This is a genomic window from Candidatus Neomarinimicrobiota bacterium, assembly GCA_041862535.1.
In the GTDB taxonomy this organism is placed as follows: Bacteria; Fidelibacterota; Marinisomatia; order SCGC-AAA003-L08; family TS1B11.
On the sequence record JBGVTM010000134.1, the window covers coordinates 1 to 25639 of the forward strand.

The following is a 25639-nucleotide window of genomic DNA, read 5'->3' on the forward strand; positions in this document are numbered from 1 at the left end:
TCAGCGGCTACCATATGCGGGAGGCGGGCACCACGGCCGACCAGGAGCTGGCTTTCACCTTCGCTAACGGCATCGCCTACGTGCAGGCGGCGGTGGAAGCCGGACTGGACGTGAACCGGTTCGGCCAGCGGCTCAGCTTCTTTTTTAATGTCCACATGAACTTTTTCGAGGAGGTGGCCAAGTTCCGGGCCGCCCGGCGCATCTGGGCCCGGATCATGAAAGAGCGCTTCGGTGTCACCGAACCCAGGGCTCAGATGTGCCGCTTTCACGTCCAGACGGCCGGTTCCTCCCTCACTGCCCAGCAAATCGACAACAATGTGGTGCGCACCACCCTGGAGGCGCTGGCGGCCGTGCTGGGCGGCACCCAGTCCCTGCATACTAACAGCCGCGATGAAGCCCTGGCCCTGCCCAGTGAGGAATCAGCGCGACTGGCCCTGCGCACTCAGCAGATCATCGCCCATGAGACTGGCATCCCCGAGGTGGTTGATCCTCTGGCCGGCAGCTATTATCTGGAAGAGCTTACCGACCGGCTGGAGCAGGAGGCCCTGGAGCTGATCGCCGTTATCGATGGGAAGGGTGGTGCGGTAGCGGCAGTCGAAGAGGGTTACCAGGAAAGGGAGATCGCCCGCTCGGCCTACGAGTTCCAGCAGGCGGTAGAGCAGGGAGAGCGGGTTATTGTAGGAGTGAATCGTTTCGCGGTGGAGGACCAGGAGGTAACGTCCTTGCAGGCTGTCGACCCCCGGGCGGTGAAAGCCCAGCTGACGCGGCTACGGAAGGTACGGAAAGAGCGGAGCGACGAGGATGTTCGCCGCGCTCTGGACAGCCTCAAGACCGCCGCTGAGGGTGTTGACAATCTCTTGCCGCATATCCTGAACGCGGTGCGGGTCTATGCCACCCTCGGCGAGATCTCACAAATCCTAAGGGAAGTCTTCGGTGAGTATCGTCCGGGTTAGGTGGCAATGCTGCGTGTGAATCTTATCCAGGGAACCCTTCAAACCCGTCAGCTGGGTCGGGAGATTACTTATTATCCTTTCACTGACTCCACCAATGAGGACCTGTGGCAGCTGCTGGATAAAGGGGCGGCGGTGACCGGCCAGGTGGTGGTGACCGATAATCAGCGGAGCGGCAGGGGACGCAAGGGTCGGCGTTGGTTTTGCGCTCCGAACCTGGGTTTGCCTTTTTCAGTGCTCCTGTGCCCTGACCTGTCGATAGACCGACTCGGCCTGCTCTCACTGGCCATGGGGGTAGCGGTAATAGACGCCCTGGCAGCTGATGGCATTGAATCACGCCTGAAGTGGCCCAATGATATTCTGGTGGATCGGCGGAAGTTAGGGGGCATTCTGGCTGAAAGCCGGCCGTCGGATGAGGGATTAGTGGTGGTCATGGGCGTAGGGCTCAATGTGAACGAGCAACTGGAGGACTTTCCCGACCAGCTTCGTCCCACTGCGGTCTCGGTGCACATGGTTCTGGGGAAGCCACTGCCGCGGGAACTGCTCCTGACCCGGATTCTCAATCGTTTTGAGCAGCTACTTGAGAGCAACCTGGCCGGTGTAATTGCACTCTGGCACGCCCGCTGTGCTCATCTGGGACAGCTGGTGCGCTGGCACAGTCCCGAGGGCCTGGTGGAGGGCCGGTTTCTCGGTGTGAATGAGGCAGGTGAGGGTGAAATAGACAGCGGGGATCAAATCCGCGTGGTAACCGCTGGCGATCTGGATTGGAAGCCCGAACGATTCATAATAGCTTAACAATTTTGCAGCACACTGGAAGGAGCCATCTATGTTATTAGCCATTGATGTGGGTAATTCCAACGTGGTCCTGGCATTGTTTGAAGGTGAGCGGCTGGTGGAAAGCTGGCGGCTGCATACCAACGCCACCCATACCTCCGACGATTGGTGGATCGCCGTTAAGCACCTGGCTGAAGATGCTCAGGTGGCTATCGCGACCGTGGATGGGGTTATCATATCCAGTGTGGTGCCGGTAGTTGGGCGGGCTTTTATCCAGCTGTGCCGACGCTATTTGCAGATTGAACCCCTGCGGGTGCAGGCTCACCTGCCCCTGGATCTGGGCCTGGATGTCAAGGATCCTGAATCGGTGGGTGCCGACCGGATTTGCAATGTGGTTGCCGCCCGGGAACTCTATGGTACCCCCTGCGTCGTTATCGATCTGGGCACCGCCACCACCTTTGATGTGGTGAATGAGCGTGGTCATTTCATTGGCGGCTCAATCGCTCCAGGATTGGAGATCAGTGCCCGCCAGCTGTTTTCCGGGGCGGCGCTCTTGTCAGCAGTTGACCTGAAAGTGCCCGGGACGGTCATCGGCAAGGATACGGAGAGCAACCTCCAGGCCGGCATCCTGTACGGAGTGATGGATCAGATTGACGGTATGGTAGCGCGTATCCGGGAAGAGTTGGGCTGGAAGGACATGAGTGTCGTTCTCACCGGCGGGCTGGGAAACCTCATTGCTGGCGAGCTGCGCACCCCCGTCTCTTACGACCCCGATCTTACGGTGAAGGGTCTACGCCTGATTTATGAACAGTGTGCCTGAGCCGGGCACTCTTAAGCCATATATCGGGGTGGTTGATACTGAAAGGGCCCGGTTAATCCGGACCTTTTGCAGGTGAACAGCTGCTGGCTCTCCTGGCGATGGCGCTTGGTCCACGCCCCGAACGCAGTGCTCATATTTCTCTTGTCCTCCCTTAGTGATGGTGGATCAAATAAAAGCTTACGACAGGAAGGTTGGCCGGTTTAAGTATTAATCTCGTGCCTGCCCCATCCGCTAGAATAGCTCGTTCGAATAGCTGTAGCTCCATGAATATTTTAAGTTTGCCTCTTAATTGCCCAACACCTAAGTTTTTGGACCAAAGCATCCTGTTACCATGCTCTACTCCAAGTTAGCGGAATATGCCATTCAGGCTATGCTCTGTCTGGCTGAAAATGAGGACAAAGGTCTGGCTATGGTTAATTCCTGTTGCTTCATGAACCGGGAATCCAGACATGATCTCCTATAATAAAATTCTACTCACAACCGATTTTTCGGAATATTCTAAGGTAGCCATACCGCATGCGGTTGAAATGGCCCGCCAGTTCGGCGCCAAACTGGTAGTACTGCATGTGCTGGAACCTCTGCTCACGCCGGTGGATTTCGCCTGGGGCCCCATGGCTTTATCAGAAGATTGGGAAGAACAGCGGACCCGGCATTCCCAAAAGTTCTTGGAGGAGTGGGTCGCATCCGAGTTGCCCACCGACCTTACGGTAATTCCCATCTTGGCCCATGGCACTCCCATCAGGGAAATTTGCCATACCGTCCGCGAAGAGAATATCGACCTGGTTGTCATGGCTACCCACGGCCAGACCGGCATCACTCATGCTCTATTTGGCAGCACCGCCGAGAAGGTGATTCGCCGTAGTCCAGTACCGGTCCTTACCGTTAGAAAACCAGAAGAGCCTACCGGAACCTAGGCTTGCTTTTACGGTTGGATCTAAGAATTAGTCTTAGTTTTGGTAGTAGGATAGCCCGATATGCTTTTAAGAAAATCGCTGATTTAAATTATATAAAAAGGTACCCTTATCCTATTATTGTGCTTAAATTGGACGAGAGAGCCAGAGTTATACGGGCAGTAAAGTAAAGCCCAAAATATTTTCACGCGCTATTTGAAACTTAGGCCGGTGCCCTGCGCCAGGAACCAGTCATTGACAATCCTCCCTCCCTCTCTCTCCAAGTCAGGGTATCCGCACCCTGTTCCTTCGTGGTGGTGAATTCGTCTGGACGGCATCCCCAGGCCGTCAGTTGATGGTCAATCTGGGACTGGACGAGGCACCGGCCCATCAGTTCTGCCAGACACGGCCTCGGACATCTCCTCTAAACTAAGCAGCCCTATCAATATAGCGAGGTCGTGTCTGGCTTTTTTATATTGGATTAAGCCCACCCCTTTCCACCCGGCAGGACGCTAAATATTCATCTGAATGACAACCTTTCGCCAGTTTAGCGAGTCTTAATAAAGCTGGAGCGGCGGCCTACTCAGGTCGGTGAGTCAAGTTCTTTTACAGCTCTACAGGAGACTCCTATGAGGCGACGAGCTTTTGAAGAAGGTTACCCTTATCGAATTCGAATGATACTTCTGGGCGTAGTGCTTGTACTCGTGGTGATGCTCTTTTCATTTCCCAGGTTCACGTCCAGAAAGTCAGTACTCCCGGTTACGGCATTTGAAGAGTTTGTGGAAGAGATTGATATTCCGGAAACGCGCCAGTTTGAGCAGCCACCGCCCCCCTCACGCCCTTCTATCCCCATCGAATCTGAAATAGACAACTTCGCCGAGGACATCACCATTGAGGAAACCCTCCTCGATGAGTATGTGGCCTGGGAGGTTCCTCCCCTACCCGAAGATGACCCTGCCAGTAGGGTTAGATTCATTCCCCACGAAGAGCCTCCCGTCCCTATCGGCGGCTACGAGGCGATCGCTGCCAAGCTGAAGTATCCCGAAATCGCCAAGCAAGCTGGCATTGAGGGAACTATAATCCTTCAGGTTTTTGTCAGCGATAAGGGCTTCGTTGAAGATGTAGTGGTGTTGAAGGGTATTCCGGATACCGGGCTGGATGAAGCTGCCGCTAATGCCATCAAGCAGGTCCGATTCAAGCCCGCTCTCCAGCGTGATCGCCCTATAGGGGTTTGGGTGGCCATACCGGTCCATTTCCGCCTCCGAAGTACCCCTCTTAGTATTGACTGAGCTCCCCTACTCGGTCAATCCGAAAGCGTCGCGGTAACCCTCCTCGCGACGGTAAGCCTGATCCAGCACCTGAATAAAGTGGTACACCGGAATATTGATTTGTGCCTCTCGCAGACCCGCCTGTAGCTGCATTTGACAACCGGGATTGCCGGTTACCAGTACCTCGGGCGCTACGGATCGAATATGATTGATTTTTCTGGCCAGAACCTGGCGGGACATTTCACCCTGGATTAGACTATACAGACCGGCACTCCCACAGCATACCTCGGCCTCGGGCAGGGGCACTAGCCGTTCACATGCGTAGGCCAGAAGTCGTGTGGGTGCGTCGTGAATACCCTGGGCATGGTACAAATGACAGGGGGCGTCGTAGGTTATTTTTTCGGGTAGCCTATGACGAGGCGGCCGTATAAGCCGGCCTGCCAACCATTCACCGATATCCACTATGGGAAGCTCGCCGTTTTCCAGCTTCAAACCAGATCGCAATTGGGCACTGCAGCCGGCCGCATTCACTACTAGGGCCTGGGCATTGATCCCCCGGAACGCCTCCCGGTTTTGGGATAAAAGTCGTTCCGCTTCCTCATCCAGGCCAGCGTGGGTATGCAAAGCGCCACAGCAAGTTTGGCCCTCCGGTAGCACCACATCGAAGCTATTCCACTTTAGAACCCGCACAGTAGCAGCGTGAACGTCGGCGTACCAGTGGTCCATGACGCAGCCGGTGAACATTGCGACAACTCCCTGGTGATCACCTTCGGCGGACACAGCGGGTAAATATCGGTCCACCGTGCGACTGAAGGCCTTGCCTGCCACTTGCGGCATTCCGGCCAGCTGGAACCGAAGTGCCCTGGGCAGTAGCCGCAGGGCCGGTGCCAGGCGGTCCAAACCCATACTCTGGATCAGGTACAGGAAGGTAGTAAGTAGGCGCAGTTGTGGCTGACCGGTGATCCATCGAAGGGCCAGGCGTTGAAGCCATGCCAGTGGCCGGACTTCTCGTCGTTGGTAACTGCGGGCTCTTTCCAGTAGGTGACTATACTGCACTCCTGAAGGACAGGCTGTCTGGCAGGCCAGGCAGCCCAGGCACAGGTCAAGGTGGTAGTAGGTGCCCTCGGTACTTGCTTCGGGCTCCCGATCCAGGTATTTCATGAGGGCCAGTCGGCCGCGTGGGGAATCAGACTCTTTGCTATTCATCATGTAGGTAGGGCACGTGGGTAGACACAGCCCACAGTGAATGCATTCCTGGAGCAGGCGATAATCAGCGGTGGTGAAGAGTTGGTGCGCTATCAGCATAACTTAGCGGGCAAGGGACCAAAAACTCCCTCAGGATCCAGAATCGTCTTTACCCGAGCCATGATAGTCTGTTCCCCGACTACTTCTGCCGGCCTTGGCAGCTTGACGCTGAGATCAGTCATTAATGGCTGGACCAGCCCACCATTGACCACCACCTGGACTAGCATTGTTTCTAGGGCTTCTTTGCCCTCTTGGCTTGGTGGAGAGCCGAGGTTTATTATTCCTGACGCCGGATAACAAACCAGGTCAGAACCTAAGGGTTGTAGGGCCTCAAGGAGTTTGGGGATCCGAGTGGGTTGTGCTAGAATGCGCAGCTCAGCCTGAACGCCGTTTAACTCACCCTCTCGGGGCGGGTTATTCACCCGCACGATGGTTTGTGCCAGCTCGTCATTGGCAGTGCTTACCCACGTCTCAATGACGTTAGGAGGGAAACGCGTGATGCCATCCAGCTGCCACCGGCCCTCTCGATGTTCCAGCCTCAGACCTTCCCAGGGATCGCTGTGCCGCGAGGGATGTTCTCTCTGGCGAGCTGCCTGCAAAATTGTCATCAAGCGTGAGGGATCTTCAGCTTCCCACCGGGCCAGAGTGAGGTCGGTAGGTAGGGGCAGCAGTCGGAAGGAAACCTCCACAACCGGACCAAGAGAGTGTTCTGCACCGATGTACAGCGGCGCTAGCTGGTAGCCAGCTACGTTTTTGACTAACCGGGCACCACTGGTCACTTCCCGACCGTGATCATCCACCGCTGTCATGCTCACAACCCAGTCGCGGGCGGTTCTATAGCGGTGGCTGAGCCAACTGAGGGACTGATCTCCGGCCAGATATTCGGCTACAGGCAGCTCGCCATTGCCGGAACTATCCAGGGGTAGCCAGAGCCTTTGAGCCTCAACCACGTCCTTGACAGCACTCATTGATAGGCCGGTCTCCACCGATAAGACCATATCCGGGGCATAAAAGGAGACCACCCTGTTAAGCCGCGATAGGTCCCAGTGATAGTCGGCTCCCGGTGATCCGATGCTGATCCCGCGGGACCGGGCCTGGATAATTAGCTCACCTAGGTGACCTCTTTCACTGGGTTGCAGGAAAGCGCCAGGTTGGGGCCAACGCATGGAAGTAGATGCGGGTGCCACCGTTATACCCGGGCGCCTGGTGGTAGCGACGGCGCCGCGCGGAGCTCGCCGCAGCGGACTCCATTGGAAAATATCTTGTCAGGATTGAGCAGACCCTTCGAGTTCAGGCCATCCCTCAGCCGGATCATGTGGGCCAGATCATTGTCGGAGTACATATGCCCGAGCAGATCCCGCTTTTCTACGCCAACACCGTGTTCACCGGTGATTGATCCTCCCATTTCCAGGCAGGCCAGAAGGATGTCTTTCGAACAGGCTCTGGCTCGCTCCGGCCCCTGTGCCTCGTCCGGGTCATAGGGAATGAGGGGATGGATGTTCCCGTCGCCGACGTGACATAAAGTGCCTATACGTATGCCGTGCTTATCGGCAATGCGGTAGATGGATTGAAAGATGTCGGTGATTCGGCTGCGGGGAACGACACCGTCGTTGGTGTAATAGGCGGCGGTGATCTTGCCCAGAGCCCCGAGGGCGTGTTTCCGGCCCAACCACAGGCGCTCGCGCTCAGCTTCCGTCTTGGCGGTGTTGAAAGACACGGCTCCCTGCCCTCGGCATGCCCGGGACACCGCTTCCGCATCCCGGCGAATGAGCTCCTTCTCACCATCCAGCTCAATGAGCAGCACGGCCGCCGCGTCGGTGGGAAAACCGACCTTCATGTGGGCCTCCACCGCCTGAATGCACAGGTTGTCCATCAGCTCCATGGCGGTGGGCAGAATCCCGGCGGCCAGGATCGCCGATGCCGAATCAGTGGCGCCAGCTACCGTCGAGTAAATTGCCAGCATGGTGGTGACTGCCGGGGCCACCGGTACCAGACGGACGATGATCTCCGTGGTAATCGCGATGGTCCCTTCGGTGCCGATCAAAAAGGTGGAAAAGTCTGGCCCGGGTTGCGCGGGCAAGGGTCCCCCAAAGGTGGTCACATCACCATCAGAAAACACTACCGTCTGACCCAGGATGTGGTTGCTTGTGACACCGTGTTTAAGGGTGTGTGGCCCTCCAGCGTTCTCGGCTACATTGCCGCCGATCGTACAGGCCACCTGGCTGGAGGGATCAGGTGCGAATTCCAGTCCGTAAGGGCGGGTCTGAAGGCTGAGATAGTTATTCACTACTCCCGGTTGGACGACAGCGTAGCGGTCATCAGGGTGGATAGCCAGCAGCTGGTTCATGCGGCTGAGCTGGATAATCACGCCCCCGTCGCTGATGGCACCACCGCTGAGGCCGGTCCCCGCTCCCCGCGGCACGAAAGGCACGCCATTGTCGTTGCATACCCGCACCACCCGGGCGCATTCTTCCGTGCTACCCGGGTAAACCACGCATCCCGGCCGGGCAGTATGGAGAGTCAAACCATCAGACTCGTAGACCAGGAGCTCGGCTAGACCTGTGTCTACATGTTCACGACCGACGACACGGCGCAATTGTTTAATCAGCTGGGGGGATATGGACACGGCAGAAGTTTTTACCGCAATTTCGGAAACTCAAGTGAAAAAGGTTGGTGCCACGGCGTTTGGGTAACGGTAATCCATTGTTTTCGACTTGCTACGGTAGTAGCATTGTATCTGGTGGCCTGTATATAGGTGCCGAATTGGCACAAATTGGATGTGAGATGTAAACCATTCCAGTCGAATATACGTCATAATACCGGTACTATTTGAAAATGAAAAACCATGAGCAACGTCATTTTCACAGTGCTAAAGAAGGAGATCTGGCGACCTTTCGGGAGCTGGTTGAACGCTGCCAGGAGCCCCTTTTTCAAATGGCTCTCCAACTGACAGGTGACTGGGATGATGCCGAAGACCTATCGCAACTGGTATTCATTAAGGCTTATAACGCTCTCCCCCACTTTCGGGGCGAGGCAAAAATCATGTCCTGGTTGTATCGTATTATGGTAAACACCTTCATCGACAACAGCCGTAAAGAACAGGCCCGCGGTCGACGGGTTGGACAATTTTCTTCGAATGAAGACCAACCGCAACCGGAGCCGTTTGTTACCAATGCGAACGAAGATAGTCCCGAAACTCAAACGGCCTCTCGCCATATGCAGGAACACATTAATCAGGCCCTTGAGGCTCTAGCGCCACAGCAGCGTTCCGTTTTTATTATGCGTCATTACCACGATTTGTCCTTAAAGGAAATTGCCCGTATTCTGGGCCTGTCAGTGGGAACGGTGAAGAGTCAGCTGTTTCGGGCTATCCGCCGACTGCAGAAGGAGCTGGCCTTTTACAAAGCGGAGCTTGGCTTGGAGGACCCATCATGAGGAGTTGCAGCCGATATCAAAAAATGATGGTGGAGAGTCTTTATCACGCCTTGAGCCCTCGCCGCCGGAAAATCTTCGACGCTCACCTGGCGTCCTGCCCTGACTGTGCCGGGGAGTATCAGGCTCTGGCTACGACCCTGAAGGTCATGGACCAGCGGCAGCTTCCCGCCATAAAGCCCCATTTCTGGGAGGGCTACTGGCAGCGGCTATCCCGGAAACTGGCACCGGAACACACCAGGAACCGTTTCCTGGATTGGCTCACTTGGCTCCCATCGCTTCCGCTGCCCGTCCGGCCGGCATGGGTGTCCGTGGCCGCCGCCCTGCTCTTGATCGCCACCGGGATTTTCATTGGCCGCACCACCTACCTCAGTCTGGCCGGCGGTGACGCCGCCCATGCCCGAGCAGCTGTGTTTGATCCGGCGCTGGTGGCGGAATTCAACGACCTGGCTTCCCGCTACCTGGGGAGGACCAGGGTGCTCTTGCTGGGTCTGGACAACTTTGATACGAGTGACGATGATCTCGGTGTAATAGATCTGGGCCACCAACAGATGATTTCCCGGGAGCTACTTCAGCAGGGTCGAGAGCTGCGCGATCATGAGGTCGCCACAGCTGATCCGCGGTTTCAGTACCTGATCGATGAGATCGAGAGGGTTCTACTGCAGCTGGCCAACAGCGACGGTGAAGACCTGGTGTGGACCATCATCCTAGTTCAGGATGGGATTGACAGGAATTCCATCTTATTAAAAATCACTCTGGCTGAGATGGGCCAGGACGATGAATCCGGGACCCAAGCAGAGCCGGACGCCAGGGTGAAAGCATCTTCCATACTGATTTGACCAGAAAGAGGTGATGTCATGAGACGCAAAAACGAACTGCAAGCGATTGACGCCAGTGCCCGGAGAATGTGTATCTTGACTGTGGCAGGGATGTTATTGGTTTCGGCGGTGTACGCTTGGGGGCAGGTGCCCGGAGCACCCAGGGCTCCCGAGCCGGACACCTTGTCGCCGGTGAGGGGCATAGTCCTACCGGAAGTGGCTCCTGTTCCATACGTCGATCCGGATATAGAGTTGGAATTTTATACCAACGAGGACTACTTGGATGAGCTGGAGGATGTGCTCTACCTGGAATCGGTGGAGCCCGAGTTGTATGAATTGATGGAAGAGCAGTATGAAGCGCAGCATGAGGTCTATGAGCAGCAGATGGAAGAGCAGTATCGACTTCAGGAAGAGGCTGAGGAGCGGGCCCGGGAGGCGGCGGAACGGGCCCGGGAGGCGGCTCGTCTGTACAGCATTCAATTTACCGGTGTTCGGCAAGAAATCGCCCAGGCATATCAGGAGGCCTATGCCCTCATCCTGGAGGAGAAGTGGGCCGAAGCCCGGGAGGCCCTGGATAGCTTTCTCGAGAAGTTCAAGGACACCCGCTATACCGATGATGCCCGGTTCTGGATCTGTTATGCTCTGGATAAGTCCGGGATGCCAGAAGAGGAAATATTCGATGCCTACTATCAATTCATCCAGGAGTTTGCAGACAGCAAGTGGCGGGATGACGCCAAGGCCAACCTGATAATATTGGGTCGGAAGTTATCGGCGAAGAGCAAGAAGGCCAGGACCCAATACGGACCTATCCTCGAGCAGTTGGAGCAGGAGTACAAAGTCCAGGTGGCGATTGCCACTCTGAGCCGGCTTAAAGATGTGGAGGCTAAGAACGCCCTTCAGGCCATCTTCAGCCTTTATGATCGTACTGAGGATAAGGATCAGCGGAAGGAAATAGTCTACGCCCTGAGACGCTTCAAAGACCCGGCGGTGGTGGACAAGCTGGTTGAAATTGCCCGGAAGGATTCAGACAAGGATGTGCGGGATGAAGCCGTAAATACTCTACGGCGGCAGGGTGGCGAGGCATCTATCAGGGCACTCATCGCCTTGGCCACGGGGCAGGAGGATACGAACACGCGGACCAGTGCGGTGAACGCCTTAGGCCGGGTAACCGGCAGTTCCGCCAGGATCATCGCCAGCCCAATGGGGCAGATTACGGGGCAGATTACCACCTTGCAGCCGTTGGAAGGGGGCCTGGAGAGTTCCGTGATCAAGGAGGTGGTGAACGTCCTCTTGGAGCTGGCGTTGAACGATCCGCATGTGAAGGTCCGCACGGAAGCGGTCTCATCCCTGGCGCGCATCAACACGCCGGAAGCCCAGGAAGCCCTCATCGAGATTCTCGAGGGTAAATAATCGCGAAGGGGCTGTTGCTTTAGCCTCTTTTTGGGCCGAGCCTTAAAGGGCTCTTGTCAGCCGCCTGGCGAATAGCAGCGTCGCTTGGCTCTCGGCACGCAAATAGAGCCAGATGCTCATAACCACCACTACGACGCCCAATACCACAGCCAGTGAGAACAGTGTAGGAGTGAGCAGCGCCGGTAGACCCAGGCTTTCCGTAAGCGACGCGGCCTTCGTTACGATAAGCTCCCAGAGGGCACCCGCTTGGGGGAGTGAAGGTGTGGGCAGCGAGGGCAGGGCCAGACCTTCAACAAGTGGAGCAGCATTCGCTATGATAGAGTTCCAGAGGGCGCCCGCGTGGGTGATGATCAGCCATAGGGCGGCGGGAACCATAAGCGCCGCGGGGAGCACCCAGCTCAGATCCCAGAAGGAAACAGAAGTTGACATCCTTGGAATCGCCAGGAGACGCTCCTTAAGGTGCGGCGGCAACTCTACCTGGGCACGGCTGAAAATCTGCTCAAACTCATCAAACGATGGCTGGCTCATACATCTCTCCTTGTGCATAATCCAGTGATTTGGCCAAAGTCGCTTTGGCCCGGTGTAAATGCGACTTGATCGTGTTGAGGGGCTGACCCATAATGGCGGCTACCTCTTCATAGGACTTATCCTGGAAATAATAGAGGGTGATCGCCAGGCGCTGCTGCCCTGGCAGCCGCTCGACGGCCGCACGCAGCTCGCGGTGTTGCCAGGTTGACAGGGTTTCCTCTTCGGGATTGTGGCCGGCTGCGGCGACGTGATATATCTTCTCAACTTCATTGATGCGCTCGTAGGGGCGTTTCTTCAAGTAATCATAGCACACGTTCTTCACGATGCGGTACATCCAGGTAGAGAGTTTGGCCTCGCCCTTGAACTTCGCCAGACCGCGATAAATCCTGATGAAAGCATCCTGGGTGGCGTCTTCTGCTAAAACCTCATCATTCAGGGTGAACAGCGCGATGTTGTACACTGTCTTTCCGTGGGTCTCCACCAGCTCCTTGAAGACTTCCTCGTGATCACCCGCTTGGAATCGCTCGACCAGCTCCGTATCTGAGAGAAGACCCATCACCTGGTATGACTGTTCTGAATCACAGATTGTTGCACTCAAACCTAGGCAGAATATAGAGAAAGTGCAACAATAGGTGGTACTCAGCGGTCTAACGGGTAAAAAAGGAGTGATTCCATGAGTGAACATTGGATTCCAATCGTTGCCATCATCTTTTCGTTCGGCGGTACGGCCTTGATCGTATTCCTCGTACTGTATTATAGCTACAAGAGGCGTCAGACGCAAAGCAAGGAAATCCTGGCGGCCATCGAGAAAGGTATTGAAGTCCCCTTTCCCCCTCCTGCGAAGAGGGATTATCTGAAGCTGGGGGTCATCTGGACCTTCATCGGCATCGCCTTCACATTGGCCCTGTGGTTTTCATCCAAGGTGATGGAAGCCACGGCCTGGGGTTTCCTGCCGCTGGGTGTGGGGCTCGCCTTCCTGTTGATCGGCTACTTCGAGAGAAAGAAAGGCGCAGAGAGCGTCCAGGATTAGTCTACTCATCGTCCCATTCTAAGAGGGCTTCGCAGACCGGGCTCCGGCTCGGTCAGGGGCGAAGCCCTACTTTTTTCCACGCTACTCTATCAATCAATCCTGGGAAAAGCGGCTGCAGGTACCGGCCTACCTTCCCGGTCAGAGTCATGATTACCTCTCGCTTACCCTTCGCTGTGGCTCGCAGAATAATGCGGGCGCATTTTTCCACGCTCATAAACCGAGTTTCATCCGGGCCGCTCCGGTCTTGCGGCTGCCCATCCTCTCCGATGATATGCCGGCGGATGTCGGTAGTAACATAGCCGGGGCAGACGATGGTGACCTTCACCCCGGTCCCGGCCAGTTCCGCGCGCAGGGCGTCGAAGAAGCCGTGAAGGGCGTGCTTGCTGGCCGAGTAACCGGTGCGGGTGGGGACGCCGGTTTTCCCTGCTAGACTGGAAATCACCACGATCCTCCCCCGGCTGGCCTTCAAATAGGGCAGCGCGTAATAGGTGCAGGCCACCGCCCCTAGGTAGTTTACCCGCATGAGCCGCTCATAGATAGTCAGATCGGTGACATCCTCAAACTGGGCCTGCATGGACATGCCGACGTTATTGATAAGGATATCGACCCCACCCCACGCCTGCACTGTGCGTTCAACCAGGGCCTTGCACTGGGTTTGATCGGTGATGTCGATAGCCACGGCCAGGGCCTCAGCCCCTAGCCGCTGGCAGGCATCGGCTGACCGTTCCAGTTCATCTTCGCGGCGGGCGGCCAGACACAGACGAGCCCCGTGTAATGCTAACTGCCGGGCCAGCTCCCTGCCAATACCGCTGGAGGCCCCCGTGATGATCACGCGTTGCTGGTTAAAACTCATATCTGATACGGGCGTATCTGCACCCTTCTAATCCCTCGCCAATCCCCGGTCATCAATGACGATGGTTTCTGCCAGGCAGTCTTCGGCAGTTTGATGATTGGGATGGGTGAAGTATTGCCAGAATCCGAAGCCCAGCTCCACCAACGAAAGGCCATAGCCCAGGGCGCGCTCAAGGGCGTCCCAGAAGGTTATTTTCTCGTGCACCAGCGAGATTACCCTGATCTTCAGCATTTTCTTACCCGGTGTTTGACCGTTCAGCAAGTAAGTGGACAGGCCGAAGTAGAGAATCGGGACCAGCAGCTGGACGATAAGCCGCCCGTACCACGCTCCGGGATCAAAACGAAATGAATAGCTCGTGAACTCTCCCCGCGTAGCCCGATACCAGATGATTATCCCGACCAGGAATAGACCAAGAACAAAGAGCAGAAATGCAATGACGATATCTATTCCAAAAGCAATAGCTCGCTTTCGAAAGCTGGCGAGCGGGGTCCCTTCCAGCTTTCTCATACGGTCAATTTTAAAGGTCGGTAAGCGCCGGGATCGCTCATGGTCCGTTTACCCTCTATTCTCTGGCTGGATTACTGGTTTTCCCTCCGGGAGTACGGGCTAGGTTCGATAAAAGCTAGGGATCGAGGTGTCAAACTGCTATGAGTTATTATAATTTCTGGAGTGCTTATCCCATTACATTGACCATCGCAGGGGTAATCAAACCAATCCATCGCTAAGGAGCATTACCGTGTCCCGCAGAAGCCGACAGAAATTCATCCGCAAATGGCATCGCCGATTAGGGCCGATTATAGGTATCCAGCTGTTGCTGTGGTCCCTGGGGGGCATCTACTTCTCCTGGGTGCATACGACCCTGGTGCGCAGCGAAACGGATATGAATGAAGAGGAACCAGCTAACCTGAAATATGAGAACTTCCTGGCCTCCATTCCTCCCCTGATTCGTAATAGTCAGCTCCCTCAGGTCCGCGAGATCCAGCTGGGCAAGCTCCTCAATATCCCGGTCTACCGCTTCATCCAGGATGATCGCCACGCCGAGACCTACAACGCCATCACCGGCGAGAAGCTATCCCCAATTGGCCGCAGCACTGCCACCGCCATTGCGCAAGCCGATTTCACCCCCGAAATCCCTGTTCACCAAGTGACCCGCATCGACACTGCCCGCGGTGAATACCGGGGTCCGCTTCCCGCCTGGAAGATCACCTTCGATAACTGGAAAGCCTCCGCCATTTACGTCAGTGAGCATACTGGCCAGGTCACGGCCCGGCGCAGCGCCCTCGGGCGTGTCCATGACTTCCTGTGGATGCTCCATATCATGGACTACCGCGGGCGGGAGAACGTCAACAACTGGCTCATCCGGGTATTATCGGTCCTTGGCCTGGTCACCATTGCCTCCGGCTACACCCTGTGGTATCTCACCACGCCCCTGCTCCAGCCCCAGACACGCAAACGGAGCCCCAGCCGTAAGACCGGCGCAAGTCGGAAGAAATAAGCGGGCAGCACTAAGCTGGCAGCACCCTTACCGGTACATAAGGGCCTGCAGCGGACGGAAGCCCCGCTCCAGGACCCTGAACCTGCCAGGACTGCGAACAATAGCATACACTCAAATAATGCAAGATAGTACGGACCGTCTGAGCAAATTAGAAGCTGCTCATCCGCCGAACTCAGTATAATATTTGTTAAGTTGACTGGGACTAGGGAGCTGAATGGAATGCATCGATCAACCGGCCACATCAAATCGTTAATACCTTATCTGTTCCTGGCCGCTTTATTCTCGCTGTCATGCTTTTCCAGGGAAAACGTACCAAAATCTCCCGACGAGCTGCTTGGGACCGCGTCTGCGATTTACCTGCCGTTGTCTCAGACGCTGTCGCCGGAGCAGGGCTATCCTCGCAGCATTGTCAATGGCTTGGATTGGCACCTGACGCCGCCGGAGCAATGGACCAGCGGTTTCTTCCCGGGGATTCTTTGGCAGCTCTATCAATATACGGGAAATCCTTCCTTTTCCGTGCAAGCTCGGCGCTGGACGGAAGGGCTGGAAACTCAGCAGACGGCGCCAACTCACGACGTCGGTTTCATGATCAACAACAGCTTCGGCCATGGTTACCGTGTTGGAGGGATCGAACGCTACAAAACGGTAGTGCTTGATGCTGCCCAACACCTTGCCTCGCGGTTTAATGCGCGGGTGGGAGCCATCCGGTCTTGGGACGGGGGATCGTTCACCTACCCTGTGATCATTGACAATATGATGAATCTGGAATTGCTCTTCTGGGCTGCCCGAAATAGTGCGGATTCGTCGCTGGCGGAGTTGGCCCAGACTCATGCTCTGACAACGATTCGAGACCACGTTAGAGCGAATGGGAGTACCTTTCACGTGGTCGATTACCAGCCTGAAACCGGCGAGGTCATCTGGCGGGGGACCCACCAGGGATGGGCCGACAGCTCGACTTGGGCTCGTGGTCAAGCGTGGGGGCTGTATGGCTTCACGGTGGCCTATCGTGAAACCAGGGAGCCCGTCTTCCTTGAGACTGCCTGTCGCCTCGCTGATCGGTTTTTAGAGCGACTACCTGAAGACGGCATACCCTATTGGGACTTCGATGCGCCACACGAGCCGGAAGAACCAAAGGACGCCTCGGCTGCTGCCATTGCGGCTTCTGGCTTATGGACGCTGGCGACCCTCGTGGATCAAGCGGTGCTGAAGAGACATTATCGGGCCGCCTCAAAGCGCCTCGTTGAGAGCTTGTCGTCGTCCTGGTACTCAGCTGTAGCATCAGGTCTGCCGGCTCTGCTCCTGCATAGCACCGGTGATAGGCCCCACAACATCGAAGTGAATGTGCCGATGATTTATGCGGATTACTACTTCATCGAGGCTCTCATGAAGCAGGCTTCAAAATAAAATCTCAGCTTGTCTTTTGGGGTTGCTCGAATGATAACGATGTGGAAAATGATATTGTCTTACCGGATGGCTATGAAGAGCGATATCATGAAGGTATGCGTTATGGTTTGTTTATCCCGCCGTCATATGATCCAATTATGATGAGAGGTGTGTGATGTTCGTTCTTAAAGATCCCTTCTTTTGGGCGTTTATCAGCGTGTATGGCCTTCTTGCGGGGTCCGCCCTAATAAGCGGTACCAGGCTGAAAAAATACACCCCGCTCGGCTTCATCATCGTGACGATCAGCGATCTGGCCCGGGTGATACTCGTGTTGCCTGTATGCCCTCAGCCTCGTTTGATGATAGGTAACTGGAATTGGATTGCCGGCGGAGTCATCCTCGCAGCCGCCTTGGTGTTTGCCACTCCCGCCTTTTCCATTAAATGGTGGGCCGCCCCCGATGAAAAGACGGTTCTCAAGACCACCGGCATCTATGGCCTTGTCAGAAATCCCATCTACCTCGCTGACATTCTGTTCGCGCTGGGATTCGCGATGATGTTCCGCTCCATCATCGGCATCGCGCTGGTGCCCCTGTGGTGGGCTGGCTTTCTATTCCTCGTTCTGATTGAGGAAGAAAGTCTGGCACGCGCTCTGGGACAGCCCTACCTGGAATACAAGCAGCGGGTGAAGGGCCGCATCCTCCCGGGTTTACCTATTTGATGATCCGCTAGACCAGCCCCTGACAACGACCGGCTGACCGCTGCCCCTCTTCCCCCAATATCCAATTTTCAATTTTCAATTTTCAATCGACAATCTTAAATCCCTCAGCGTCCTGCCAGCTCCAGCAGGATCGCCCCTTTCTCCACCGCCTCCCCGGGCGCTATATATAAAGCCGTCACCGTGCCCGATATGGGTGCGGCGATCTCGTTCTCCATCTTCATGGCCTCGAGGACCAGCAGATGGTCACCGGCAGTCACATTGTCGCCCAAGGCCACGGCCACTGAGGTGATCAGGCCGGGAATGGGCGCCACCACCTTCCCGCTGTAATCCCGGGCGGCGTTCGTCATGCCCAGCCGTTCAATGGTCAGGTCCAGCTCGTTGCGCAAGCGGACGTAGTAGGTGCGTCGCCGCAGGTCCACCATGAACCCATCCTGGCTGGGGCGAATGGAGAGATAATGCGATTGACCGTCCACCAGCAGTGAGTAGGAGTATGGCGATAGCCGCACCAGGTCCAGCTGAGGGGTGCGTTCGGCGATTTCAACTACGGGTCGACCGTTATGGCGGCGAAGGTTGAGCCTTATTTCCTGCCCGGCGACGGTGGCCTGGAAAATCATCCGAATGTCCGTTTGGATCCCTTTGGGAGATCCCTCCGGGAACGTGAGACCTGCTGTTCCCGGCCCAGACGCAGCCAGGTCGACTCAGCCTGACGAGCATCGGTGCGGCGCTCGGATCTGGCTTGCTGGGAGGAAGCAAACAGCGTGGCCCCCAGAGCGGCCACTTCCCCCAGGCCCTGTTCGACCTCGGCCCACGATATCAAGTCGGGCAGGAACTCACTGATGAAACTCGTGCAGTAATTCCCTTGCTGGAAGGCCGGATGGTTCATAACTGCCATGCAGAAGGGCACGGTCGTGCGGAGTCCCACTATCCGCAGCTCCTCCAGTGCCCGAGCCATACGTTCAATCGCCTCCCCACGGCTCCTGCCCCAGGTACAGAGCTTGCCCAGGATGGGATCGTAGTAGGGCGTGATCTCCAGACCCTCGCGCATCCCGTGATCCATCCGGACCCCGAAACCGCCGGGAGTGGCCAGCTCCAGGACCGTACCGGTTGAAGGCGTGAAGTTGTCGAAGCCGTCTTCGGCGTAGATGCGGCACTCGATGGCGTGGCCTTTGGGCTGAATGTCTTCTTGGTCAAATGAGAGGGGTTCGCCCGACGCCGCCCGGAGCTGCTCGGCTACCAGGTCCTGGCCGGTAATCATCTCGGTGATGGGATGCTCTACCTGAAGGCGGGTGTTCATTTCCAGGAAGAAATAGTTTTGATCCCTGTCAACCAGGAACTCCACCGTGCCGGCTCCCTTGTAGCGACATGCTTTGACGATTTTTACAGCTAGAATACTCAGCTGCTGCCGGACTTGGGAGGTAATGAATGGGGAGGGAGTTTCTTCGATAATCTTCTGGTAGCGTCGCTGGATGGAGCATTCCCGTTCACCCAGACTTACCACTTTACCGTGGCGGTCCGCAAACATCTGGACTTCCACGTGATGAGGCTGGTCCACAACTTTTTCAACGTAGACCCGGTCGTCAGCGAAGGCACTGGCGGCCTCGGAGCGGGCCCGCTCGAAGGCCTCGGCCAGCTCGTCCGGGCTTGCTACCAGCCGCATACCCTTACCGCCGCCGCCACCGGCAGCCTTGATGAGGACCGGGTAGCCTACCTTGCCAGCAGTCTTTCTGATACCGTCCAATTCAGTCATGGGTTCCGTGCTGCCGGGAACGATGGGCGCGCCTGCTTCCAGGGCCAGCCGGCGAGCGGATACCTTGTCTCCCATCAGCTCCAGGGTCTCCGGATCGGGACCGATCCACGTAAACCCGGCTTCCAACACCGCCTGCGCGAATGCGGCGTTCTCGGCCAGGAATCCGTATCCGGGATGGATGGCATCCGCACCAGTGGAACGGGCCACTTCCAGGAGACGGGCTACGTTGAGATAAGAGTCGATGGATGGCGGCGGACCTACGCAGACCGCCTCGTCCGCCATGAGCACATGCGGGGCAGTACGGTCTGCTTCGGAAAAAATCGCCACCGCCGGGATTTGAAGCTCCCGGCAACTGCGGATGACCCGTACGGCGATTTCCCCGCGGTTGGCGATCAATACCTTGTTAATCATGGTGCGCGATGAGTTTAAAGACTGGTCTGGGGGAATGCAATCCTAAGGGAAATCCGGCGTCAAAGCGGGGCGGACGGCGGGCAAGCGGAGAGCATCAGTCCGGCTGTAAGAAAGATTTAATCCTTAAACCATGGCAACCTCGTCAAATCCACGTTCCCGCCGGAGAAGATGATGCCCACTCGCTTACTACGAACATCCAGATCGCCTTCCAGTAAGGGGGCCACCGCGACCGCTGCGGAGGGCTCAATAATGATCTTCATGCGCTCCCACACCATGCGCATGGCTCGCATGATGGCCTCCTCGCCGACCGGGACGATCCGACTTACATTCTCTTGCAGGATCTCGAACGTGCGCTGGCTCAGGGGCATGAGCAGGCCGTCGGCGATGGTGCGTGGGTGATCGACCGTCACCAGGTGACCGGCCTGAAACGAGCGCCAGGCGTCGTCGGCGCCCTCCGGCTCGGCCCCCATCACCTGCGTATCCGGCGAGAGGCCCTTCACGGCAATGGCTGTCCCGCTCAGCAAGCCACCCCCGCCTATGGGAGCGATGACCACCGCCAGGTCCGGAACATCCTCCATCAGCTCCAGGGCCGCCGTACCCTGACCGGCAATGATTCGGGGATCATCGTAGGAGGGGATGTACAGCGCGCCGGTATCGTTAGTAACTGCCTTGAGGGTCTCAGCCCTGGATTCCTGAGTGGCCTCACTGAATGTGATCTGTCCGCCGTATTCTTGCACAGCAGCAATCTTGACCGCTGGTGCGCTACGGGGCATGACGAGATAGGCCGGGATGCCCCGCAGGCGGGCGGCCAGGGCCAGGGCAGCAGCGTGGTTGCCGGAAGAATGGGTGGCCACCCCACGGGCAGCCTCAGTATCCGATAGGGAAAAGATGGTGTTGCAGGCGCCGCGGAACTTGAAGGCCCCTACTTTCTGAAAATTTTCGCACTTGAAAAACAACCGCCCGCCGGTCTTTTCGTCCAGGCCCGCGCAGGTGAGAACCGGCGTGCGATGAGCGTAGGGCGCTATACGCTCGGCGGCATCATGGATGTGGCTGAGGTCGATTGGAGTTGTCATTTCTCTTCCAACAATAATTCCTTAAACGGGGAAAAACTTAATAGAGCGGAGCGGTCCATGTAGGATCGAAAGTGGCCTTCTCGGTGAGGAAGCCGTATCCGGGATGTATGTCGTCCGCGTTGGTAGTGCGAACGGAGGAATGCTATCCTGAGGGAAAACCGCCGCTGTAAAGGGCACTAGCTGCCCTTCGTTTCCAGCTGCACCTGGGCCTCGATCCGCTCCCGGAGGCGCATCGTAACAGCGTAATCGGAGGGGTGGTAGCCTTCCCAGGTGACCGGGTAGGCACCAATCCCGGTGCCGGAAATAAAAGCCTCGTCCATCGCATTCACTTCCTCGAAGGGAATGGGGGACAGGTCCAACGGTAGCCCCATCTCACCGGCCAGCTCCATGATCAGGTCCCGGGTAACACCCGGCAGGATACCCAGGGATGTATCCGCTGTGCGGAGGGTCTGGCTTTTCACAAAAAAGATATTGCGCGTGGCACATTCGGTCACCAGACCATCACGGTTGACGAAGACCGGCTCGAAGGCACCTTCAGCTATAGCGTCCCGGGTGGCCAGCATATTCGGCAGATAAGTCATGGACTTTATAGCGGGGACCATGCGGCCCAGCGGATAGTCCGCCTCTTTGACGAACTTGATTTTCACCGGGAAGGCTGGCTCCGGCTGGGCGTACCGTATGCCGAGGTAAAGGTTGGAGGCACCGGAATGATCCCAGGGGGCGCCTGCCAGGGTGCCCCGCGTACACATCAGACGCAGCAGGGTATCACTCAGACCGTTGCGAACTCCCAATTCCCGCATCAGCGCCACCACTTCATCATCAGGCATTGGGAAGTCGATCCGCAGGATTTTCATGCCTTCCCGCATCCGGGCCAGGTGCTTGTGCCAGCGGAATATGTTGCCGTTCGCCAGCCGCAGGGTTTCGAACAAACCGTCGCCATACCAGAAACCGCTGTCCATGAACGGTACGGTGGCTTTACTCTGACGTACCCATTCACCATTGGCATAGACAATCGGATCGTGTTGTTTCCCGGAACGCGTTGATGTCATACTTTCAACTCACCAGTCGAGGCGGGTGAAATTAAGGGTATTCACGCCGGTAATCGCGTAGGAAAAAACCCCCTCCTTGATGAGCTCCCCCGGAAAGTCACTTTTACCGACCGAATCCAGGGCCGCCCTCACGCGCTGACCCTCCCGGCGCCGGGTGATACGTGGTAGGTGCGGCGGCGACCATTTGAGGTACGTGCCCGCCAGACCATACACCCCTATAATGATATCCTCATCCCAATCGGGATTGAAAAACAACTGCCTTCCCTTGAGCCCGAGGTATTTGCTGCCTGTGCTGGCCGCTGTAGGAACAGCACCCAGCTTTGCCAGCTTCGGGTACAATTGATCGCTCATGAGCCGGTCGAACCGTTCCGAATCCACATTCTGGAAAAGCCAGGGCCATTCGTAATCGGGGAGTCGCTCCAGCCAACTCTGGCAGTTCTCATGGTAGTTCTGATAATTGATCCACGCGGAATCGGCTTGCAGCAGCAGCAGCCGGGCAATTAAGTCCCGACGCGGCTTCTGCTCGTGAAGCCAGAGCAGAAACAGCAGGGTGGAGTAGGGATATTTCGCGCTGAAGTTATCGGCCCCGATCCCCGCCAGGAGATTGGGATTACAGCTGTGTGCAAGTCCAGGAGGAATTCCCTCGCTCACTGTCAGGATATGATGCCCCAGGCAGCGGCACTCGGGACGACAGACATCCAGATCGATCCATAGCAGCCGATCTCTATGCTCCACCCCGTCCGGGGACAGCCAGAGTGTCGTGCAGTCGTAGTAGCCCTCCACGTGCCACTCCAGGCAATGATGCAAAAAGGCGGCGGAGAGCAGGCCGTCTATATCAGTGGAAATGACCATCGGCAGATGCCGCTCTTTCAGCCATGGAAAGCGCTTGAAAATCCCTTTTCGGGAAAGTGTCGTCTGCGTCCCGGCGTTCACCAGGTGACCTTGGGGTGGTTCACCGCTGGCCGGTCTCCCTTGCATAGCACTAGGATCCGATCCACAGCGGTGGCCCGTCCCCGCGTTTCGTTCCAGATTTTGGTAACCTTGGCGCTGTCGGCGATGGCGTCGGGCACAATGTCCACCAGCTGCAGGCCGGTCTTGGGTGCCGCCGATTCCCAGACCCTCTCGGCTAGATTCAGGGGAGGTTCCCCGTTCTGGGCTACGTCGCCGATAACCAGGGTCGCCATGCCTCCGGGCCGCAGAAGAGTTTCCAGCTGCCGGATTGTATCACCCATGAACTCCAGGTAGGTCGGTAGGGCATGGCCGTCGTCGAGACGGCGGTCAACCTCCTCAACGGGCACATCCAGGAACCAAAGCCGGATCCAGTTATACAGCCCATACTTGACCACCTTGAGGTAGGGAGGTGACGACACCACCAGCTGGATGGATCCTGGTGCGACCACCTCGTGCAGATGGCGCACGTCGTACTGATAGGCCTCGCCACTTACTGGCGGACGGCCGCGGCGGTAAAGCCGCTCGATGCGTCGGCTGGTGTTGGTAAATACGTCCAGGGAGAGGTATTGCAGCCCCTTATCATTAACATATTTGCGAATATACTCCGGGCTCATGCTGAAGGTATTGGGCATGTCAATGCTCAAATATATGGATTCGGTCCCATTCCGCCGGTATTTGCCGTGCAATATGCCCAGAATGGTCGCTCGAATGAAAATGTCCTCCCGGCTCTCTGTGAGGGCGGCCTTTAGAAAAGTCAGCTTTGATAGGGTTTCAGGATGAAAAACAACAGTGATCGGGCCGATCTCTTTGGATGGTTTCCCCCCATTCGTCTTATAGTCCATTTCCAGCTCAGCGAGGCGTGCCAGTACAGCGGGCTTATCCGGTGGATCAACTTTGGCCCGCGAGAGGACATATGCCAGCGGATTCAGGTCGTTGGCGATGCCCACTCGCTCTTCCACGCAGGCTTGCGTGGGAGTGGTTCCCCGCCCGCTGAAAGGGTCCAGCACCCGGTCACCTCTCCGGCTGAATCGCTGGATGAAGTAGTGCGGAATGCGCGGCGGAAACATCGCCATGTAACTGCACATGGGGTGGAACGGATGCCCCCACGCCTTGGAAATCACTTTCCACTCCGGTTCAATGGGGGGATGCAATTTCACAATCATTTACTTGCACATCCGGCTGGAATATATCAAACTATCTACTGTTTAAATCTTGCTTTCTCTGGCAGGAAACTTACGAATGGAGGATAGTTTCCCATGAAAAAAACACTTTTGGCTCTCGGACTCGTTCTGGCTCTGCTGGTTCCCTCCCAGCGCGCCATGGCCCTGATCGGCTTTGGCCTCAATGCCGGTCAGGACAGCTATTCCATCAGTGGTGAGTCCTACACCAACCTGTTTGGCATATCCGGCATTACCTTGACCCGCGAGGATTTCGATAAGCCATTTGGCATCGGTGGATACCTGTTTATCGACGCGATCCCTATCATCGACGTGGAGGTAGGATTTGATCTCTATGGCCGAGACTATACATTCACGTACGTCAATGATTTGACGGGTGATTCTGAACCCCAGGATTTCGCTTGGTTGCGTACGACTGGGTATCTCTCTATCCAGAAAAATGTCTTCAAACTGCCTGTCATCAAGTTCTATGTTGGCGGTGGCCTCAACTTTAACGCGTCCTTACCGATTGTCGATAAGGATTTCATAGAAGAATTCTTAGGAGACGAAAACACGGCACTGGATATTGATGACCTTCTGGAAGCTTCAGAATCCAATAGTGGCGTCCATTTTGAACTGGGTGCGCGTATGAAGCCGCCGCTGATCCCGATTGCCCTTAACGTCAGATTCCGGCAGACCATGGTGGAGGGAATCGTCCCCGGTAAGAAAGCCTTCGCGACTATCAGTGCCGGTATTGGCTTCCAGCTGTAATTCGAGTTCTTTTTCTTGTCAATAACAATGGGGCCGCTGCGGAGTGGCCCTTTTTTTTCATGCGTCTATTAATGAACCAGAATCAGCCGCTCCAGCCGCTCCCAGCGTTTTCCCGTTCCCGTATCTCTTGCTCGGAACAATAAGATGTACTGGCCCGTTTTATAACGCACCAGGTCTACCGACCGGGCATCCCAGGTGACCACTCCCGACCCGGGCAGCGGTCCCTCATTGGCGAGGGTACTCAGCCGGCGGCCGGCCAGGTCATAAATCTCGACCAGCAAGTTAATGGCGGCGAAAGGGGTCACATACTTGACCACCAATATGGATGAAGGCGTATTCAGTGGCAGAGGGTTGGGTTCCAATACCAGGCCGGATTGATCCTGCGCGAGCAGTACCGAGTTTTGCCTGCCAGCCGTGTGCCCCTGGGGTGCGGGTGATGTGACCCAGGAGGATGCCGCTTGTGAAGGAGCTGTGGGGCTCACCTTTTCCAGGGACCTGCCGGTGGTGGTGAGGGGAAACAGGGTGTAGTCGACCTGATCGATAACTGCGGCGGTCGGATCGATCAGGATCACTAGGTCACCGGTATTATTCAAAGCTGGGAAGCCGGGGACGGTGATGACCGCTATCCCCGGCGGCCAGCCGCTGACTCCCGCCGAATCGCCGGTCACTACCACATATGCCCCCGGAGGAAGAACTTCCTCTGGCAAGAGGATCCCGGTTGTCTGATCACGAACCTCCCAATGTTTCAAATTCACCATAATGGTGGTGGTGTTTACCAGTTCCACCCATTCCGGCTCGCCGCTTAAGGGCATATACATGATCTCATTTACCACCACAGCCATAGCGGGAGCTGGGATAGGGATATC

27 protein-coding genes and 1 pseudogene are annotated in these 25639 nt (G+C 56.6%); 13 read left to right on the plus strand and 15 right to left on the minus strand.

All coding sequences use genetic code 11. The features are described from left to right. From ACETWG_04895 to ACETWG_04915, 5 genes are all read left to right on the plus strand, one after another. Positions 1-953 (plus strand): methylmalonyl-CoA mutase family protein (locus ACETWG_04895; GenBank protein MFB0515925.1); only part of this gene is annotated, 953 nt, incomplete at its 5' end. Between the two features lie 15 nt (positions 954-968). Further along, on the plus strand, positions 969-1745 hold the full coding sequence (locus ACETWG_04900; protein ID MFB0515926.1) for a biotin--[acetyl-CoA-carboxylase] ligase: 777 nt from the start codon (positions 969-971) through the stop codon (positions 1743-1745). A 31-nt stretch (positions 1746-1776) separates the two neighbouring features. Then, positions 1777-2544: a type III pantothenate kinase gene (locus tag ACETWG_04905; protein ID MFB0515927.1), complete on the plus strand. Its 768-nt coding sequence runs from the start codon at positions 1777-1779 to the stop codon at positions 2542-2544. 449 nt (positions 2545-2993) lie between these two features. Further along, complete coding sequence (locus ACETWG_04910; protein ID MFB0515928.1) at positions 2994-3458, plus strand: universal stress protein; 465 nt, start codon at positions 2994-2996, stop codon at positions 3456-3458. A gap of 605 nt (positions 3459-4063) precedes the next feature. After that, on the plus strand, positions 4064-4723 hold the full coding sequence (locus ACETWG_04915) for an energy transducer TonB (GenBank protein MFB0515929.1): 660 nt from the start codon (positions 4064-4066) through the stop codon (positions 4721-4723). A gap of 6 nt (positions 4724-4729) precedes the next feature. Here the strand turns inward: ACETWG_04915 and ACETWG_04920 are convergent, their stop codons facing one another. The 3 genes from ACETWG_04920 to ACETWG_04930 are packed head-to-tail and all read right to left on the minus strand — an operon-like array spanning position 4730 to position 8543. Continuing rightward, positions 4730-6007 carry a (Fe-S)-binding protein gene (locus tag ACETWG_04920; GenBank protein MFB0515930.1) on the minus strand — a complete coding sequence of 426 codons (1278 nt, stop codon included), beginning with the start codon at positions 6005-6007 and terminating at the stop codon, positions 4730-4732. Further along, positions 6001-7113, minus strand: coding sequence for an FAD-binding oxidoreductase (locus ACETWG_04925; protein ID MFB0515931.1), 1113 nt, complete (start codon positions 7111-7113; stop codon positions 6001-6003). Before ACETWG_04925 ends, ACETWG_04920 begins: the two co-directional genes overlap by 7 nt. 23 nt (positions 7114-7136) lie before the next feature. Then, a complete protein-coding gene (locus tag ACETWG_04930) occupies positions 7137-8543 on the minus strand; it encodes an FAD-binding oxidoreductase (GenBank protein MFB0515932.1) in 1407 nt (468 codons plus the stop codon). A gap of 239 nt (positions 8544-8782) precedes the next feature. Here ACETWG_04930 and ACETWG_04935 point away from each other — a divergent pair, with 239 nt between their 5' ends. The 3 genes from ACETWG_04935 to ACETWG_04945 are packed head-to-tail and all read left to right on the plus strand — an operon-like array spanning position 8783 to position 11607. After that, positions 8783-9382 carry an RNA polymerase sigma factor gene (locus ACETWG_04935; GenBank protein MFB0515933.1) on the plus strand — a complete coding sequence of 200 codons (600 nt, stop codon included), beginning with the start codon at positions 8783-8785 and terminating at the stop codon, positions 9380-9382. Beyond that, positions 9379-10218: an anti-sigma factor gene (locus ACETWG_04940; GenBank protein MFB0515934.1), complete on the plus strand. Its 840-nt coding sequence runs from the start codon at positions 9379-9381 to the stop codon at positions 10216-10218. The genes ACETWG_04935 and ACETWG_04940 overlap by 4 nt, the downstream gene beginning before the upstream one ends. Before the next feature lie 18 nt (positions 10219-10236). Continuing rightward, a complete protein-coding gene (locus ACETWG_04945) occupies positions 10237-11607 on the plus strand; it encodes a HEAT repeat domain-containing protein (GenBank protein MFB0515935.1) in 1371 nt (456 codons plus the stop codon). 42 nt (positions 11608-11649) lie between these two features. Here the strand turns inward: ACETWG_04945 and ACETWG_04950 are convergent, their stop codons facing one another. Further along, the gene (locus ACETWG_04950) at positions 11650-12135 is read right to left on the minus strand and encodes a hypothetical protein (GenBank protein ID MFB0515936.1); all 486 of its coding nucleotides are present in this window, start codon (positions 12133-12135) and stop codon (positions 11650-11652) included. Further along, positions 12116-12691, minus strand: a complete 576-nt coding sequence (locus tag ACETWG_04955; GenBank protein ID MFB0515937.1) for an RNA polymerase sigma factor — start codon at positions 12689-12691, stop codon at positions 12116-12118. The genes ACETWG_04950 and ACETWG_04955 overlap by 20 nt, the downstream gene beginning before the upstream one ends. Positions 12692-12808: 117 nt before the next feature. On the opposite strand from ACETWG_04955, the gene ACETWG_04960 reads away from it, so the two are divergent. Then, positions 12809-13165 (plus strand): DUF6249 domain-containing protein, encoded by a 357-nt coding sequence (locus tag ACETWG_04960; GenBank protein MFB0515938.1) that lies wholly within the window; start codon positions 12809-12811, stop codon positions 13163-13165. A gap of 52 nt (positions 13166-13217) precedes the next feature. Here ACETWG_04960 and ACETWG_04965 read toward each other — a convergent pair whose 3' ends face one another. Together ACETWG_04965 and ACETWG_04970 are read right to left on the minus strand one after the other, a co-directional pair. Then, positions 13218-14018, minus strand: coding sequence for an SDR family oxidoreductase (locus tag ACETWG_04965; GenBank protein MFB0515939.1), 801 nt, complete (start codon positions 14016-14018; stop codon positions 13218-13220). A 27-nt stretch (positions 14019-14045) separates the two neighbouring features. Then, on the minus strand, positions 14046-14525 hold the full coding sequence (locus tag ACETWG_04970) for an RDD family protein (protein ID MFB0515940.1): 480 nt from the start codon (positions 14523-14525) through the stop codon (positions 14046-14048). A gap of 178 nt (positions 14526-14703) precedes the next feature. Between ACETWG_04970 and ACETWG_04975 the strand changes: the two genes are divergently transcribed. The 3 genes from ACETWG_04975 (at position 14704) to ACETWG_04985 (ending at position 17614) form a co-directional block, all read left to right on the plus strand. After that, positions 14704-15513: a PepSY domain-containing protein gene (locus tag ACETWG_04975; GenBank protein ID MFB0515941.1), complete on the plus strand. Its 810-nt coding sequence runs from the start codon at positions 14704-14706 to the stop codon at positions 15511-15513. Positions 15514-15732: 219 nt separating this feature from the next. Next, positions 15733-16917, plus strand: coding sequence for a glucuronyl hydrolase (locus tag ACETWG_04980; protein MFB0515942.1), 1185 nt, complete (start codon positions 15733-15735; stop codon positions 16915-16917). 154 nt (positions 16918-17071) lie between these two features. Next, positions 17072-17614 carry an isoprenylcysteine carboxylmethyltransferase family protein gene (locus tag ACETWG_04985; GenBank protein ID MFB0515943.1) on the plus strand — a complete coding sequence of 181 codons (543 nt, stop codon included), beginning with the start codon at positions 17072-17074 and terminating at the stop codon, positions 17612-17614. 104 nt (positions 17615-17718) lie between these two features. Here the strand turns inward: ACETWG_04985 and ACETWG_04990 are convergent, their stop codons facing one another. The 7 genes and pseudogenes from ACETWG_04990 to ACETWG_05020 all read right to left on the minus strand — a co-directional run bounded on the left by ACETWG_04990 (position 17719) and on the right by ACETWG_05020 (position 24008). After that, positions 17719-18228, minus strand: a complete 510-nt coding sequence (locus ACETWG_04990) for an acetyl-CoA carboxylase biotin carboxyl carrier protein subunit (GenBank protein ID MFB0515944.1) — start codon at positions 18226-18228, stop codon at positions 17719-17721. Then, complete coding sequence (locus ACETWG_04995) at positions 18225-19772, minus strand: acetyl/propionyl/methylcrotonyl-CoA carboxylase subunit alpha (protein MFB0515945.1); 1548 nt, start codon at positions 19770-19772, stop codon at positions 18225-18227. The genes ACETWG_04990 and ACETWG_04995 overlap by 4 nt, the downstream gene beginning before the upstream one ends. 116 nt (positions 19773-19888) lie before the next feature. Then, positions 19889-20845 (minus strand): pyridoxal-phosphate dependent enzyme, encoded by a 957-nt coding sequence (locus ACETWG_05000; GenBank protein MFB0515946.1) that lies wholly within the window; start codon positions 20843-20845, stop codon positions 19889-19891. A gap of 37 nt (positions 20846-20882) precedes the next feature. Continuing rightward, positions 20883-20972 (minus strand): annotated as a pseudogene (locus tag ACETWG_05005) (hypothetical protein). Positions 20973-21021: 49 nt separating this feature from the next. Further along, on the minus strand, positions 21022-21894 hold the full coding sequence (locus ACETWG_05010) for an aminotransferase class IV (GenBank protein ID MFB0515947.1): 873 nt from the start codon (positions 21892-21894) through the stop codon (positions 21022-21024). A 9-nt stretch (positions 21895-21903) separates the two neighbouring features. Then, positions 21904-22872: a hypothetical protein gene (locus ACETWG_05015; protein ID MFB0515948.1), complete on the minus strand. Its 969-nt coding sequence runs from the start codon at positions 22870-22872 to the stop codon at positions 21904-21906. After that, a complete protein-coding gene (locus ACETWG_05020) occupies positions 22824-24008 on the minus strand; it encodes a hypothetical protein (protein MFB0515949.1) in 1185 nt (394 codons plus the stop codon). Before ACETWG_05020 ends, ACETWG_05015 begins: the two co-directional genes overlap by 49 nt. 93 nt (positions 24009-24101) lie before the next feature. On the opposite strand from ACETWG_05020, the gene ACETWG_05025 reads away from it, so the two are divergent. Next, positions 24102-24773 (plus strand): hypothetical protein, encoded by a 672-nt coding sequence (locus ACETWG_05025; protein MFB0515950.1) that lies wholly within the window; start codon positions 24102-24104, stop codon positions 24771-24773. A gap of 68 nt (positions 24774-24841) precedes the next feature. Here ACETWG_05025 and ACETWG_05030 read toward each other — a convergent pair. After that, positions 24842-25639, minus strand: a 798-nt coding sequence (locus ACETWG_05030) for a lamin tail domain-containing protein (GenBank protein MFB0515951.1), incomplete at its 5' end; no start/stop codon positions are given.